12 protein-coding genes are annotated in these 15,636 nt (G+C 42.0%); 6 read left to right on the top strand and 6 right to left on the bottom strand.

Annotation, left to right across the window (positions count from 1 at the left end; all coding sequences use genetic code 11):
* Positions 1-36: 36 nt before the first annotated feature.
* Complete coding sequence (locus H6G96_RS04120) at positions 37-1,092, bottom strand: glutathione S-transferase family protein (RefSeq protein WP_190910269.1); 1,056 nt, start codon at positions 1,090-1,092, stop codon at positions 37-39.
* Between the two features lie 806 nt (positions 1,093-1,898).
* Here H6G96_RS04120 and H6G96_RS04115 point away from each other — a divergent pair.
* The gene (locus tag H6G96_RS04115; RefSeq protein ID WP_190910268.1) at positions 1,899-3,386 is read left to right on the top strand and encodes a galactose oxidase-like domain-containing protein; all 1,488 of its coding nucleotides are present in this window, start codon (positions 1,899-1,901) and stop codon (positions 3,384-3,386) included.
* A 188-nt stretch (positions 3,387-3,574) separates the two neighbouring features.
* Positions 3,575-4,702 (top strand): hypothetical protein, encoded by a 1,128-nt coding sequence (locus H6G96_RS04110; protein ID WP_190910267.1) that lies wholly within the window; start codon positions 3,575-3,577, stop codon positions 4,700-4,702.
* A 215-nt stretch (positions 4,703-4,917) separates the two neighbouring features.
* On the opposite strand, the gene rbsK is transcribed toward H6G96_RS04110, so the two are convergent.
* Positions 4,918-5,850: a ribokinase gene (gene rbsK / locus H6G96_RS04105; protein WP_190910266.1), complete on the bottom strand. Its 933-nt coding sequence runs from the start codon at positions 5,848-5,850 to the stop codon at positions 4,918-4,920.
* A 144-nt stretch (positions 5,851-5,994) separates the two neighbouring features.
* Positions 5,995-7,677 (bottom strand): SulP family inorganic anion transporter, encoded by a 1,683-nt coding sequence (locus H6G96_RS04100; RefSeq protein ID WP_190910265.1) that lies wholly within the window; start codon positions 7,675-7,677, stop codon positions 5,995-5,997.
* Between the two features lie 373 nt (positions 7,678-8,050).
* Between H6G96_RS04100 and H6G96_RS04095 the strand changes: the two genes are divergently transcribed.
* Both H6G96_RS04095 and H6G96_RS04090 read left to right on the top strand, forming a co-directional pair.
* Entirely contained in the window at positions 8,051-9,859 is a 1,809-nt protein-coding gene (locus tag H6G96_RS04095; RefSeq protein WP_190910264.1) for an ABC transporter transmembrane domain-containing protein, read from the top strand.
* Positions 9,860-9,904: 45 nt separating this feature from the next.
* Positions 9,905-10,333, top strand: coding sequence for a hypothetical protein (locus H6G96_RS04090; protein WP_190910263.1), 429 nt, complete (start codon positions 9,905-9,907; stop codon positions 10,331-10,333).
* Between the two features lie 419 nt (positions 10,334-10,752).
* On the opposite strand, the gene H6G96_RS04085 is transcribed toward H6G96_RS04090, so the two are convergent.
* Entirely contained in the window at positions 10,753-11,184 is a 432-nt protein-coding gene (locus tag H6G96_RS04085) for a biotin carboxylase (RefSeq protein ID WP_190910262.1), read from the bottom strand.
* A 134-nt stretch (positions 11,185-11,318) separates the two neighbouring features.
* Here H6G96_RS04085 and H6G96_RS04080 point away from each other — a divergent pair, with 134 nt between their 5' ends.
* Positions 11,319-11,930 carry a hypothetical protein gene (locus tag H6G96_RS04080; RefSeq protein WP_190910261.1) on the top strand — a complete coding sequence of 204 codons (612 nt, stop codon included), beginning with the start codon at positions 11,319-11,321 and terminating at the stop codon, positions 11,928-11,930.
* Positions 11,931-12,302: 372 nt separating this feature from the next.
* Here the strand turns inward: H6G96_RS04080 and H6G96_RS04070 are convergent, their stop codons facing one another.
* Entirely contained in the window at positions 12,303-13,505 is a 1,203-nt protein-coding gene (locus H6G96_RS04070; protein ID WP_190910260.1) for an alpha/beta hydrolase, read from the bottom strand.
* A gap of 96 nt (positions 13,506-13,601) precedes the next feature.
* Entirely contained in the window at positions 13,602-14,486 is an 885-nt protein-coding gene (locus tag H6G96_RS04065; protein ID WP_190910259.1) for a shikimate dehydrogenase, read from the bottom strand.
* Between the two features lie 106 nt (positions 14,487-14,592).
* On the opposite strand from H6G96_RS04065, the gene H6G96_RS04060 reads away from it, so the two are divergent.
* Positions 14,593-15,531 (top strand): alpha/beta fold hydrolase, encoded by a 939-nt coding sequence (locus H6G96_RS04060; RefSeq protein ID WP_190910258.1) that lies wholly within the window; start codon positions 14,593-14,595, stop codon positions 15,529-15,531.
* Positions 15,532-15,636: the final 105 nt, after the last annotated feature.

Genomic DNA, 15,636 nt, shown 5'->3' with positions numbered 1-15,636 from the left:
AGAATTAGCCATCGAGGTATCAGTTCTTAATGTACCTTATGAAGCATTCACTGTGCCGATGCGATCGCGCCCATGTGGTTGATAAAGATAAGACATATCAGGGCCATTGGGAATGATCCCGCCCGGATTGAGTGGGAATAGATTTCCGTAGTAGTCCCGCTTCACACTTTCTACATCGCAGGTGTCAGCAACACCTGGAAGCTGATATAGATCACGTAAATAAGCTCCCAAGTTTTGATAGTCTTGAATTCGCCGCCTATTGCACTTAAACAACCCATAGTAGGCACTATCAAACCGAAATAACGTCGTGAATAAACGGACATCTGCAAGCGTGAGATTGTCCCCACACAGATATCGACTAGTCTGCAATGCAATGTCAATCTCATCGAGAGTTGCAAACAGTTCATTACAGGCTTGATTGTATGCTTCCTGACTTTGGGCAAAGCCGCAGCGATACACGCCGTTATTTACCGCGTGATAAATCTTCTCATTCCACCAGTCAATTTTTTCTTTGAGTGCTTCTGGATAAAGATCGAGCGTGGGATTATTGGCGAACTCATTAAACTCAGAGTTCAGCATGACGATAATCTCTGAACTCTCATTATTGACGATGGTTTTTGTTTGGTTATCCCATAGGATTGGAACTGTAGAGCGTCCACTGTAAGCAGGTTCTGCCAGTTGATAAAATTCAGCCAGTGTGCGACAACCTTCTTCTTCCTCGTTGAATATCCAACCGCCTTCAATGGGAGAAGGAGAGACGATACATACTGATATTACTGCTTCGAGTTTTTTGAGCGATCGCACAACTAAAGTTCGGTGCGCCCAAGGACAGCCCAGCCCAACATAGAGTTTGTAGCGCCCTGCTGCTGGTGGGTAAGGATTCCCTTCTTCTGTGCCAATGAACTTCCGAAACTGGCTATTAGGACGAATATAAGCTCCCGACTGATTACTAGGAGCCAGCTTTGACATCATGATCTGCCACATAGTCGTCCAGACAAACTTTCCCAGCCAGATGATCAGCTTGGGAGGGAGTGTCCTGCCCTTTTTTTTGGGAAGATTTTTCTGGTCATTCATTGGAGTTGAGTTGCTCATGGCGACAATCTTGCTTTGGGAGCGATTGACGTTACCACTGTTTCTACTAAGTAGGTTTCGATTTTTACAAGCCACTCTGAGCTTTACTACTCTACTTTACTACGCTTTGTATCATCCTGATTAGAAAAATCTCTAGCCTTTGAGCGTAATCATCTCAAATTTGCGTAGGCAAAGCCCACCAAAGATATCGTAGCCAAGAGCGATCGTCCCATCTAAAAACCTACTTACTTTTCCCAGTTTAATCTGCTCATCTCCTGTAACAAATTGCCAATCTATTTAAGAAAGACTTAATGAGTGATGTCGCGATCCTCTTAATTATATTAACCATGTATTTTGTAATGTATTATACCTGTAATAATGTTTTTGCCTAATTATTTTTTTGTCAATAAATAATAATCATAAAAATTTTAATTTACATCCTCCAAAAAATAAATCTCTTGTGGGGTAGGCATTTTGCCCGCCCTAGTTATCCAAATCAAATGCGCGGCATCTGAGTGTTTAACTTAGTTATAAATCGAAGTCAAAAACACAATTTTTTAGCCATTAATGCCCAATATCAAGCTCTAAGAGGTATATACGTCATATTTAAAAGCATGGTTTACCCTTTCCGAGAAAACACAGTACAAAGCTTAATTAGATACTCGCGTAATTACTAATAAAAAATCGGTATTTACCTGATCTTTTTATAAAAAACATCACATCTTGACATTAGTTAAACGCAAAAAAGTATAGATATAATTTGAAGAAGAAGTTACTGAAACAAAGAACAAAAACAAAAAACTTACGTAGGAATAATTGTAAATAAAGTGACTCAATCTCATAACAACCCTAACCTTCTAGAGGAAACGGATTTAGGGACTCTCATCGCTCAAACTAATACCACAGACAAATGGCAAGTATTGTCGTACAATGCTCCAATCCTACCTATACATGCCGCTCTACTTCGTACTGGTAAAGTATTCTTTTTCTGCGGTTCAGGTAATGATCCTAGTCGGTTAAATACTCCCTATGACAGTGTGGTTTGGGATGTAAATAAAGGAACCTTTACCCGTCAGAAGGCTCCATTGGATAGTAATAATCAACCTATTGATCTTTTTTGCGCTGGTCACTCCTTCCGCCCTGATGGTCGGTTAGTGGTTGCGGGTGGAACTTTGCGCTATGACCCATTTTATGGTTCACCCTCTGGTCTACTGTTTGATCCCATTACCGAGAAATGGGTCAAAATAGCACCAATGAATAATGGTCGTTGGTATCCTACTGTGTTAACGCTAGGCAGTGGTCGGATTTTTGTAATATCTGGGGCGGACAAAGATGGCAATGTCAACAAACAACCAGAAATTTATTCTGCTTTCTTTCCAAATGGTTGGAACGCTTTTCCGACAACTCGTTCCTACCCAGAATACGCAAATCTGTTTCTACTCAATAGTGGAAAAATCTTTTATTCAGGTGCTCAGATGGGCGGTAACTTTGGAGCAGTGCCAACTATACTAACTCTGCCAGAGACATTTACCGAACCCATTACAGAACAAGTAGTGTCAGGGCTACAAGATCCAAGTTTCGGTAACCAAGCTACCAGTGTGCTTTTACCACCTGCACAAGACCAAAAAGTGATGATTATCGGTGGGGGTAGTGGTAAAAACGCAACCAACAGGGTAAATATTGTAGATTTAAAAGCTAGTAACCCAACTTATGTAGCAGCACAGCCTCTAAACTATGCCCGGATGCATCACAACGCAGTTTTGTTACCCGATCGCACAGTGTTTGTTTGCAATGGTAGCAAAATGAATGAGGATCTAACACAATCAATGCTACCAGCAGAAATCTACAATCCAGCCACAAAAACCTGGACAGTAGTAGCTAAACAAAATGTCCCCCGCGTATATCACTCGGTGGCCTTGCTCCTACCAGATGGTAGAGTAGCCACAGCTGGGGGGAACCCTAGGCGGACTATCAATGAACTGCGATTGGAAATTTACAGTCCTGCGTATATGTCGCGGTCACGACCAATTATTCAGAGTGCTCCTCAAGCATTAAAATACGGACAGCAATTTACTATTCAAACACCCCAGGCTGGCAATATTAAATGGGTTAGTCTGATTAGACCAATGGCAACCACTCATTCCTGCGATACAGAACAAAGGTTAGTGGATGTGCCGATTAATTCTAGGAACGCTACTTCTCTTAATGTCACGCTAAGAGCCAATCGAAACATAGCAGTACCAGGCTGGTACATGCTTTTCATTAGTGACAATAATGGAACACCCTCAGTAGCAACCTGGACGCAAGTATCATAGCCTTACCCGTTTATGTTCAATAGACTTCTTGCAAAAGTCTCTAATACCGCACCCCCAACTTCTGCCTGCGCTTGCGGGGCAGGGAGCGTTTGTACTCAAATGCGGGGTAGAGTTCTTTATTTTTGATTGATGCAAGAGGTCTAATACACTGCTACTTAATAAACGTCATTAATTTTAGGAGTAGAAATATGAGTTACAAGCTATCACGTCGGCAGTTTGGCCAGTTAGTACTTGGTGGAACTATAGTATCTGGGCTTAGTTATATAAGCAACAAAACTTTGGCGCAAACACCAAGTTACAAAATTATAGGTATAGATTCTGGCTCTATCATCACCACCGACCAAACGGTTGTTCCAGAGGTAGATATCACTGAATTAGATAGCACTGTCCCAAACATTGTACCCACAGATATTAAGCCTGTAGGGCTAGGACTTGTTTTGGAATCCCTTGTTTTGCAATCCTTAAATACAGGAAAGGTTCAGCTTCTAAGTCCACTAGTTTCTCAGATACTTGCCGAGCGCGGTACAGCTTTAGTAGAGTCTAATGAGACATTGAGTAGCTTCGCTTTTTTAAACGATGGCAGCATTGCCAAGCTTGGTACAGGTTTAATAGAGTCTAACGAGACATTGAATAGCCTCATTGCTCCAAGGAATGGCATAGTTGCTGATCAGGTTAAACCTTTAGTAGAAGCTAATGAGACATTGACTGGCTTCACTTCTTTAAGCGATGGCACACTTGTCGTAGCTATTACTCCTGTTGCAATTGGTAAGAAACAGGCGGCACCTACTCGCATTACATTTTTGGGTACGCCTGTAAAAACTTTGATAGTCTCAGGACTTAAACAGAATCAACAGCTTGGCAGCTTGCTAGGCACGATTGATGGGCGGCTCATAGGTTTAGTAGGTAAAACTAACGGTACACCACCTATTACATTGGTAGATATTAACCTTCAAACAGGAGAAATAAGTTCTATTAGTAAGGTTAAATTCCCGAACGATGAGCGGGCTAATAATCTAGCACAATGCCCAGACGGAAAACTCTATACATCCTTAGTTGGATTGAATGGTGAAACAACTCTGGTGCAGTTAGACTCAAATCAAAAAAGCCCGATCAGACTGGCACAATTGAAATTTAATGGTCAAGCATGGAATAATGGCTTACAAAGCTTAGTTTGCTCTGCAACAGGTCAACTCCTTGCCTTTGGAGCTATGAGGTATGAGACACCTAATGCTGTGTATAACGTAGATAAGCAAAGTGGAAACATGACTCGGCTACAAGACTTTAACGCTAGTCAGATTACGCTTGCTCGTGGTTAGAGGGGATTGAAGAATAGGGGATTGGGCATTAGTCAGATTACGCTTGCTCGTGGTTAGAGGGGATTGAAGAATAGGGGATTGGGCATTGGGCATTGGGCAAAAGGACTTGGGGACAAGGAGAATTGGGGACAAGGGGAAAGACTTGTTTCAAGTTCTCACCTCTTGTCCCCTTGCCTCCCCTGCTCCCCCTGCTCCCCCTGCTTCCCCTACTTCCCCTACTCCCTACTCCCTGCCCTTTCCCTAAGAAACGCATCAAATGTAAACCTATCCGGTAGCGAAGTTTGTGCGCCTGGTTTTGTCGTCGCCAAAGCACCCGTTGCTGCACCCCAAACAACTGCCTGGTGTAAAGAAAGTCCTTCAAAAAGTGCTGCCGTCAAGCCGCCATTAAAAGCATCGCCAGCAGCTACTGTGTCAACCGCATGAACTGGAAACGCGGGTACAAAAAACTTTTCCTCAGCAGTGGCACAAAAAACACCTTTAGCACCCAGTTTAACGATCGCACATTTCACTCCCCGTTCTAATAAAACTTCGGCTGCTTTGGCTACAAGTTCTTCTCCATCCACAGGAAAACCCACTAACTGTGCGGCTTCAACTTCATTCGGTGTAATAATGTCCACTAACGGATAAAGTTCATCTGGAAAATCGGATTGTACGGGTGCAGGGTCGAGAATTACCCTTATTTTGGTTTTTCTTGCGGCTTTAGCGGCTGCAACCACGGCAGTAATCGGAATTTCTAATTGCAAAAGCAGTGCTGTCGCTTCTGGTAATAAATGGGACAATCGTTCTACATCTTCTTGATTCACACAGCCATTTGCACCAGGAATTACAATAATTTGATTTTCACCAGCATGATTTACGGCGATGATGGCGACTCCAGAACTAACAGTCTCATCCACAAAAATATTGTCAATCTGCACACCAGATGCTTGTAAATTGTTAACAAGTTCCACACCAAAATTGTCTGCACCTACACGCCCCACCATTTGGGTAGGAATTCCCAATTTTGCTAATGCTACGGCTTGATTAGCTCCTTTACCTCCTGAAACTTTAAAAAATTCTTCTCCTAGCAACGTTTCTCCTGCGACTGGCAACTGGGGTGCTGTTGCTACTAAGTCTATATTTATGCTGCCGAAGACGATAACGCTCATGATGCTTATTGTGGTTGATATTAAAGTGATTCAGCCTAATATTACAAGAAGCGATCGCTACGGTTCAAACAACTAAATATGTATACATAACAAACAATACCTACCTTGTCTATTTACAGGTATCTATGTTTTGGCAAAATATTGTCATTCATTTAATTCCATCAATTCTTTTGTTTTCAAATCAGCCGCTACAGGTTGAGAACATTGTTGAATTTGAGGAGAGATAGAGCAAATCGCATCTGTTGTTGTTTCAAAACAATTTGATAATCCAATTGTTTGTAGCAATCCTGTTCGTTCTAATAGTTCTTTAACTTCGGTTTGTAAACCTGTGAGAATTAAGCGGCAATTGTGCCGTTCTAAGTCGTGGTAAATATCTTCTAAAGCTACTAACCCAGTGGTATCCATATTTGGTACAAAGCGTAACCGGAGAATTAAATATTTTACTTCCGGTTCATCGCGGAGGAAGGTAGCAAACCGTTCAGCAGCACCAAAAAATACAGGGCCATCTACGCGATAAACGGCAATTTCTTTACCTAATTCCAAAGGAGTACCAGGAGGAAATACTTCGGTTTCAGGTATTTTGACTAAGCTTAAATCGCTCATCCGTTTGATGAACAATGCTCCGGCTGCAATCAATCCCACTTCTACAGCGAGAACTAAGTCAAATAAGATTGTTACTAGCCAAGTGAGAATCATCACCGCAAAATCAGAGTAGGTAGCACGCATCAATAAACCAATGGCTTCCCACTCAATCATCCGCACACTAACCACCATCAAAATGCCAGCAAGTGCTGCTAAAGGAATCTGTGCTGCTAGAGGTGCTAAAGTTAAAACAATAATAGCTAAGGCAACGCCGTGAATTACTCCAGATAGCCGGGTTTTACCCCCAGAACGGACATTGACAACAGTTCGAGCGATCGCACCTGTTGCCGGAATGCCACCAAAAAATGGGACAATCATATTTGCCAATCCTTGACCAATTAATTCGCGATCGCTATTGTGTTTTTCGCTCACTGTCATCCCATCAGCCACCACTGCCGACAGCAACGATTCAATACTTCCCAGTGCAGCCAAAGCCAAAGCCGGATTAATCAGTTCTCGAATCAAGCCAAAATCATTCCAGTGGGGAATACCTTGGGGCATCGGTAAAGATTGCGGAATGCTACCAATTGTGGGTATATGCAGATGGAAATAAGCAGCGATAGCTGTTGCCAACACCAACCCCATTAAAGAACCCGGTATTGTAGAATTAATCCTGGGCCACAAAACCGTGGTTGCTATCACCACTATTGCCAACCCAACAGCAGCCCAATTTAAAGCTTCTACATGAGTTACACTTTGCCAAAGCCCCGGCGCAAAATGTTCACTGCGCGGTAGTTGTAAACCAAAGAAATTATTTAATTGACCACAAAATATAATCACGGCAATACCATTAGTAAAGCCTGCCGTGACTGGATAGGGAATAAACTTCACTAGCTGTCCAAGTTTGGCAACCCCCAAGGCAATCTGGATAATCCCAGCCATCACCCCAGCAATCCAAACTTTCTCAATTCCGTACTTGGCGACAATTCCCACCAAAATTACAGCCATTGCACCTGTTGGCCCTGTAATCTGTACTGACGAACCACCAAAAATTGCCGCTACAATTCCCGCCACAATAGCTGTGTAAAGTCCAGCTTTTGGTTCTACTCCACTTGCTACTGCAAAGGCTAAAGCTAAAGGCAAGGCTACCACTGCTGCTGTTAGCCCTCCGGTAAAATCGCCACGCAGTCCCTTAAACAAGCCACTCAAAGACTTTGGTTCTTGGAGGATATCAGATATTGCCATATTCTGTTTCAACTCTCATACAAACTTTGTTGATGCAAAGATAGATATCACATGATATGCGAGCAATTAAGCATAATACCCGGAACCTCAAAGATGCCTGGGGCAAAAACCCTTTCATTATAAACATCTCCCAAAAAAGTCAAAATTATATTGTTATTAACTTGTACCCTGCGACATTTGCGTTTGAGATGAAGCTACCTCGGCGGTGGATAATGATATACAAGCGGCAATTTAGCGATCGCTCAAACAGATTACAGTAGATAGAACTACAATTGCGTTCGCGTAGCGTACCGTAGGTAATCACTCATCTTCAGACTCAAGACTCAAAACTTTTTTCCGTGGTAATATCAGTAGCACGAAACCGCAAAAAGCCGTGGCTACTGTATTAAAATCTCATCGGGCATCAAGAAGGCGTAAACATTCAACGCATCCTCTCCAGCGCTTGCTTGAGTATGGACACCAGTATCGTAAACAAATTTGGCTGGCGACTACTTGTTCTATCCTCAATAAATTTTTCGACTTAGCACCACCAGCCCTAATTGGCGTCGCGGTGGATGTGGTAGTTAAACAGCAAGATTCCATAATTGCCCAGTTCGGGGTACGCGATGTCTTTCAACAATTTTTGATTATTTCCTTCCTGACAGTCATCATTTGGATACTAGAATCTGTTTTTGAGTACGCCTACGCTCGCCTTTGGCGGAATTTGGGTCAGAATATTCAGCATGACTTGCGTTTGGATGCATACAAACATTTGCAAGAGTTGGAATTAGCTTATTTTGAAGAACGCAGCACTGGCGGTTTAATGTCTATCCTCAGTGATGATATTAACCAATTAGAGCGGTTTTTGGATGGAGGAGCAAATGATATTCTCCAAGTTTCTGCAACTGTTCTAATTATTGGCGCTGCTTTCTTTATTTTGGCTCCTGATGTGGCGTGGATGGCTTTGTCACCGATGCCATTTATCCTCTGGGGTTCTTTTGCTTATCAACGACTACTTGCACCTCGCTACGCTGATGTCCGGGAAAAAGTAGGTTTCCTAAATTCACGTTTGTCAAACAATATTAGTGGGATTACTACTATTAAAAGTTTCACCGCCGAAACTTATGAAGCTTCTCGTTTGGAATTAGATAGTGACGCTTATCGACACAGTAACGCCAAGGCAATTACTCTTTCTGCTGCTTTTGTGCCGTTAATTCGGATGCTGATTTTGGTGGGTTTCACAGCATTACTTTTATATGGCGGGATGGCAGCAGTTTCTGGAAAAATGTCTGTAGGTGCTTACAGCGTATTAGTATTTTTAATCCAGCGTTTGCTCTGGCCTTTAACTAGATTAGGCGAAACATTTGACCAATATCAACGCGCAATGGCTTCTACGAATCGAGTCATGAATTTGTTGGATACTCCTATTGCTATTCATACAGGCGATGTATCATTACCAGTCAATGAAGTGCGCGGTGAAGTGCAATTTAAAAATGTTTATTTTGCCTATAAAGATAGATTTCCAGTGATTAAAAACCTGTCTTTGGATATTCCGGCGGGGAAAACCATTGCAATTGTCGGTTCTACTGGTTCTGGTAAAAGTACTTTAGTCAAACTTTTGTTGCGGTTATACGAAGTGCAAACGGGAAGCATTACTCTTGATGGCATTGATTTGCAAAGTTTGAATTTAAAAGATTTACGCCGTTGCATTGGTTTGGTTAGTCAAGATGTCTTTCTATTTCATGGCACTGTAGCGGAAAATATTGCTTATGGTAGCTTTGAGAATACAGAGCAAGAAATTATCACGGCGGCGAAGATAGCCGAGGCACACGAATTTATTGTTGATCTGCCCCAAGGTTATGAGACAATTGTGGGGGAAAGAGGACAAAAGTTATCTGGTGGACAAAGACAACGGATTGCGATCGCTCGTGCAGTCTTGAAAAATCCGCCCATTCTGATTTTAGATGAAGCAACCTCAGCAGTGGATAATGAGACAGAAGCGGCAATCCAGCGATCGCTCGACCGGATTACAGTAGATAGAACTACAATTGCGATCGCTCATCGTCTTTCTACCATCCGCAATGCCGATTGCATTTATGTCATGGAACATGGGAAATTAGTAGAGTCGGGAACCCATGAACAATTGCTAGAGAAAGATGGAATTTATTCCGGCCTCTGGCGTGTACAATCAGGCTTAAGATAACTTTCCCTCATTCTTTGTGTTTTAATTACGAATTACGAATTATTTATGTTTTTTGGCAATAGTCAACCAGAATCAGGTGATAACAAGTGGCGTCACCAGTTGAATAAGTTTGTAAAAGCAAATCAGCAGGAATTGGCGGCACTGTTTTGGGGATTGTGGTTAGCAAATGGTGACAGTCAAGGTACTATTGGTATTGATTTGCAACCAACGCCGCATTTTGTTTATTGTCCAAAAGAGCAGATAGAAAATTTAAATATTAAAGTTGAAAATCGGCTGCAAGAAATTTTGGGAATTGTCGAGAATCATAAACCGGAAGTGGAAGTTGTGATGATTGGGATTGGTAAGGGTGAAATTATGTTAATTCAATTTGCACCGGAACCAGCGCCACCGATTTGTTTTGAGCAAGTTGGTAAGGATGTGGATGGGTTATTAGAAGTTTTGGAAGAGAGGATGAGTGAAGAGATTGTTTTTTAACGCAGAGGAACGCAGAGGGAAGCGCAGAGGAACGTGGAGGAAGATAAAGAACTTTGTGCTTATTGTTTTAGTTCATTGCTTTGTAAAAATCTGGGTAAGTTAGATTTCCGGCACAATGCCAAATGATGTTAAATACGGCTTCGTAGCGATAAGAACTGTTTACTGAGATAGTCTTTTAGACTTATGACTACTTGTAGTAAATGTTCTTTTTCGAGGATTTTTGTCAAACTATCAGCTATATCCAAGAGACAGGATTCATAGGATAGCCAAATAGTGCCGTTGTTGCAGCAGTTTTTATTGTTATCAGACGAAGTGTGAAAAAACAGCAGTTTTTCCTGGAAAGTGATGGGTTGCTCCTACACTTCGCTAACATTAATACCAATGCACTGCCTTTAAAATCTCAAATCTAAATATTGGTATTACTTACGCACTTGGCCGCTAAATCCAGCTGCTTTAAATTGCTTCAGCTTCAACGGAGTAGGCTGATTCGCAGGTACAGAAATTCTCAATTCAAAATCGCTAATGCCAGGTGGAACCTCAGCAATAGAACCTAAGCGGGTGCGGTTTTGCATTACCGAGTCATTGTTAGCATCATAGATGCGTCCAAAAATATCTGCGTCGTAAACTGTTTTGTAAGTGCCATTTTCTGCTTTACCAAAGACAAGAAAACAATTAGCAGCCGCGCTACCACTACTGATAACAGCCCCTTGTGCTAGTTCTGGTGGACAATCTTTATAGGAAACATCAAATAATCTAACTTGTGTCAGTGCTACAGCAGGGGGAATGCTCACCCACGATAGAAAGGTGATGAGACAGGAAATAAAAACGACCGTGAGTGAGCGCAAGCGCATAAAAGACTCCGTGGCTTAATCTAACAATATGTAACTTATAATCTCAGCTTACCTGAATTTCACTACAAGGAATTGAAGACTTTAATTTAACCTTTGTAATAATTAGGGAAATAACCCTCAATTGCTATTAACTTATGACTCCAGATGAGATTGAAGCATCTATGCTCGCAGCCTTTAATGATTGTGATGCAGCAAGCTGTCCTCTCACTGACACGCAGAAAGAGATATTACTGCAAGTCGTGGAGCAAATTCAGGGAAATTCTACCTCTAGAGCATCAGCTATTGCTAATCCCTTAGACGAACTTACCGCAGAGGAGTTAGAAGCATTTTTACAGTTTGTTAAGGATGAAGAACAACGCAACCGCACTTGGAAAGTGCAATTACTCAACGACTGGCTATTGCAAAATGACTCTGGAACAGTACAATTTATTCGGCAACGCTATGGTTTACAGTGGCTCAATCGTGTAGAGCCATATCATTTTGATAAATATTCTTATTTTGAGGATGCACTAAAGCTAAGAGTAGGCGATCGCATTGAAGTTTCCAATGCACTATGGGAATGGGTGCAAGAGGATGGGCCTTGTAAGCGCGAATGGTTTCCCTGTATGGTGATTAAGGTCGAGGAAATTAACAACGGTGATGATTCCTCTACTAACTGCGTCGTCCGCTTCTTCAACGGCGCTGAGTATGAAATTCAAGGAATTTACGAATGGAATCGCTATAATTGGCGGTGGCCGCAGAAATAGTTAGGAGTAAATCTCATTGAGTCTTTGATACTCGTGGATGAGTCTTTGATACTCGTGGATGAGTCTTTGATACTCGCGGACGAGCCTTTGATACTCGTGGACGAGTCTTTGATACTCGTGGACGAGTCTTTGATACTCGTGGACGAGTCTTTTATACTCGTGAATGAGTCTTTGATACTCGTGGACGAGTCTTTGATACTCGTGAATGAGTCTTTTATACTCGTGAATGAGTCTTTTATACTCGTGAATGAGTCTTTTATACTCGTGGATGAGTCTTTTATACTCGTGGATGAGTCTTTGATACTCATGAATGAGTTTTTGAACTCCATTAATCAGCCTTTATGCTCTAACTGCTGCTGTACGTTGATGAAATTACTGCTTGAACAACGCCCAAGCCAAAAACCTTTCAGTATGATATAACGCTAATTGATTGCTCACACCATTAAAAACGGCATCAAAAGCGTGTTCTGCCCAAGGAATTTCTAGAAAAACCGCAGTGTTGCCAGAGTCATGTAAACGTTCGTACATTTGTTTGCCAAATCGTGCTTCTACCAAATGGTCACGACTGCCGTAAATTAATAAAGTTGGTGGTAAAGGGTGCGTTAGATAATTTATTGGTGAAGCAATTTTATATTGATTAGGCAATTCTTCTAATGAACCACCCATAAATGCTTTTAAAACAGCGCGGGTGTTGATAGGATCGGGAAATGGGGGTGTTTTGTATCCTCCAGGTAAGTTAACAGGGCCGTAATAGTTCACCACAGCCCGAATGGATGGTGCATCTGGTTGATAAGCCGCTAGCATTGCTAGGTGCGCTCCCGCAGAACGTCCTATAATCACCATACGTTCTGGATCGGCTTCATAAGCTGCTGCATTTTTGCGAATAAAATTCAAGGCTGTACGCACATCATCTAACTGAGATGGAAACCGATATTTAGGTGCGTGTCGATAGTCGATCGCAAATACTGTATATCCCTGATGAGCGATATATTGATTAAACTCGGCATTTGCATGAGGGTTACCATATTGCCAAGCTCCACCATAAATTACTATCACTGCTGGATATTTCCCTACTTCTGCGGGTTGGTAGACTTCCATTTTTAAAGGCACTCCCGCAGGAGAAGCAAAGATAATATCTTTTTGATGACGGGTTTTACCTAATGCAATACCCCCGAAAAAATTAACTAAATCAAAGGGATGGGTTTGCATCTTAGCCCTTACTTGGGCTGGAATTTGCTCTAGATAATTTGCTCCCAATCCTTGTTTCATTGCTTTAGCCATCTGCATTTGAGCGAGTGGGATATTCACTAGCACCCATGCACAGGTTAGCAATCCTATTAAGCTGAAAATATAAGCTAAACGTTGTAATTTACGGCGACGGATGAAGAAAAAAGCAAGTAATAAAAAGAGTAAATTTAATAAAAATAACCAAGGGCTAACTTCTGGCGCTCCCACTGCTAGCGTGAGTAAAAACATATTTGGAGCCGGAAGAATAATCCAAGAGCTAAGAAATAGGCTTGCAAAACTTAGTAAGAGTACAAGCCATGAGAAAACTATTTTGGGTTTAGGAAACATAAATCTTATAGCGATTACTAATAAAATAACCCCTCCCCGCAGGCGGGGAGGGGAAACAAAGCACAGCTTTGGCGGGGTGAGGTTCTCCGGATTTTATCAACTTAAGCCCAAATGTTTTTGCAATGCTTGACGCATCACTTCTACAGGAACAGTTTCTTGCTGTAACCAAATTTTTAATGCTGCTACTCCTTGCTGGACAAGCATTTCTAAACCATCGATCGCAATCGCACCTTGTTTTTCTGCCTGCTCTAGAAATTGCGTCGGTTTCGGAATATATATCAAATCATAAGCGATCGCACCCTTTGGTAAATTTGCTATTTCCTCTCCACTCAAAGGCGACTCATTAACCTTGGGATACATCCCTATGGGAGTTGTGTTTACCAGCAGATTAGCTTGGGGAATTAGCTTTGGTAATTCTTCCCATTGATGAATTTGTAAATTTTTACTAATAGGTGAATTGCTCCAACTATTGCCAAATTCTTGCAATCTCTGCATATTCCGCCCAACAACATGAATTTTCGCAAAACCTAGTTGATGACAACCTGCTACAACTGCTCTAGCTGCGCCACCATTGCCTAAAATTACTGCTACCTTCTGACTCCAATCTTGCTTATAGGTTGTCAGCAAAGGAGCGATAAATCCTTCTATATCTGTGTTTGTCCCCACCCATTGATTATTTTGGCGACTAACAGTATTTACTGCGCCGATAGCTTGAGCAAGAGGGGTAATTTCTGAAAGCAGAGGCATGATTGCCTGTTTATGAGGTATTGTCACACTAAAACCGACAACATCAATAGCCGCGAAACCTGCGATCGCTATTTCTAAATTCTTTGGTGCTATAGGAAAGGGAAGATAAACGTAATCTAATCCTAAATTAGCGATTGCAGCATTATGCATTGCTGGCGAGAGCGAATGCTCCACCGGATGCCCAATTACCCCTAATAGCTTAGTTTTGCCTGTAATTAATCTTTCTTTAGTCATTAGTTATTAGTTATTAATCATTAGTGATTTCCCCCCAGGCTCCCCTGCTTCCCCACTCCTTTGACTAGCCTACAATTATTAAAGCTACTTAACAATTCTTTGAATTATGCAGGCAACTACAGCCTCCTCTACAACCCCAATTCCTGGAAAATATTGGCAGTGGCGCGGGCATAACGTTTACTATGTGCGTGCGGGAGAGAAGCAAGCGCAACGTCCGCCCTTGCTTTTGATACATGGATTTGGTGCTTCCACAGACCACTGGCGCAAGAATATCACAGGATTGTGTCAAGATTTTGAAGTATTTGCGATCGATCTTTTAGGATTCGGGCGATCGGCAAAACCAAAATTGCAGTATAGCGCCGACTTGTGGCGTGACCAACTCCATGATTTTATCAGTGAAGTAATTGGTCAAAAAGCGGTATTAGCTGGTAATTCTCTTGGTGGCTACGCTGGCTTGTGTGTTGCAGCGCAACGTCCCGACAGTGCGGCTGGTTTAGTTTTGCTCAATAGTGCAGGGCCTTTTAGCGAAAGCCAGCCTACGCCTGAGCCTGAAGCTTTACAATCAGAAATTCAGCCTCCTAAACAACCCGCTACTTTGCAGAAACTTCTTGGTGACGGCACTAAATGGATTTTTCAACAACCTTTAGCCCAGTCTTTGTTATTTCAATACGTGCGACAAGGTTGGGTAATTCGCCAAACTTTAGAAAAAGTTTATCTTGACAAAAGTGCAATTACAGATCAGTTAGTAGAAGAAATTGCTCGCCCTGCTTACGATCCTGGTGCAATGGAAGTATTTGTGTCAGTCTTTAGCACTCCTCAAGGGGAAAAAGTTGATGTGCTACTAAAGCAATTAACTTGTCCATTGTTGATGTTGTGGGGAGAAGCTGATCCTTGGATGAATGCTAGAGAACGTTCCCAAAAGTTTCGTCAATATTATCCTGAACTCACAGAACATTTCCTAACAGCCGGTCATTGTCCCCATGATGAAGTACCCGATAAAGTAAACCAACTTTTAGGCGATTGGGCTTTGTCTATTAGCAAGTGATACGAACCTCTCCAACTCAAAGCTACGGTGTACACACAAGTTATGTAATTAGTCAAAAGTCCTCCAAAACCTCACCCTGTCCTATTGGACATCCCTCTCCTTACT

The sequence above is a fragment of the Nostoc sp. FACHB-892 genome, from assembly GCF_014698795.1.
In the GTDB taxonomy this organism is placed as follows: domain Bacteria; phylum Cyanobacteriota; class Cyanobacteriia; order Cyanobacteriales; family Nostocaceae; genus Nostoc.
The sequence above is the reverse complement of the archived record's forward strand: the minus strand, read 5'-3'. Positions and strand labels throughout refer to the sequence as shown.

Coding starts and splice junctions, on each gene's coding strand:
- H6G96_RS04085 (WP_190910262.1), bottom strand. CDS start 11,184: ATGCGCTTGCGCTCACTCACGGTCGTTTTTATTTCCTGTCTCATCACC.
- H6G96_RS04070 (WP_190910260.1), bottom strand. CDS start 13,505: ATGTTTCCTAAACCCAAAATAGTTTTCTCATGGCTTGTACTCTTACTA.
- H6G96_RS04120 (WP_190910269.1), bottom strand. CDS start 1,092: ATGAGCAACTCAACTCCAATGAATGACCAGAAAAATCTTCCCAAAAAA.
- H6G96_RS04100 (WP_190910265.1), bottom strand. CDS start 7,677: ATGGCAATATCTGATATCCTCCAAGAACCAAAGTCTTTGAGTGGCTTG.
- H6G96_RS04090 (WP_190910263.1), top strand. CDS start 9,905: ATGTTTTTTGGCAATAGTCAACCAGAATCAGGTGATAACAAGTGGCGT.
- H6G96_RS04080 (WP_190910261.1), top strand. CDS start 11,319: ATGACTCCAGATGAGATTGAAGCATCTATGCTCGCAGCCTTTAATGAT.
- H6G96_RS04110 (WP_190910267.1), top strand. CDS start 3,575: ATGAGTTACAAGCTATCACGTCGGCAGTTTGGCCAGTTAGTACTTGGT.
- H6G96_RS04060 (WP_190910258.1), top strand. CDS start 14,593: ATGCAGGCAACTACAGCCTCCTCTACAACCCCAATTCCTGGAAAATAT.
- rbsK (WP_190910266.1), bottom strand. CDS start 5,850: ATGAGCGTTATCGTCTTCGGCAGCATAAATATAGACTTAGTAGCAACA.
- H6G96_RS04065 (WP_190910259.1), bottom strand. CDS start 14,486: ATGACTAAAGAAAGATTAATTACAGGCAAAACTAAGCTATTAGGGGTA.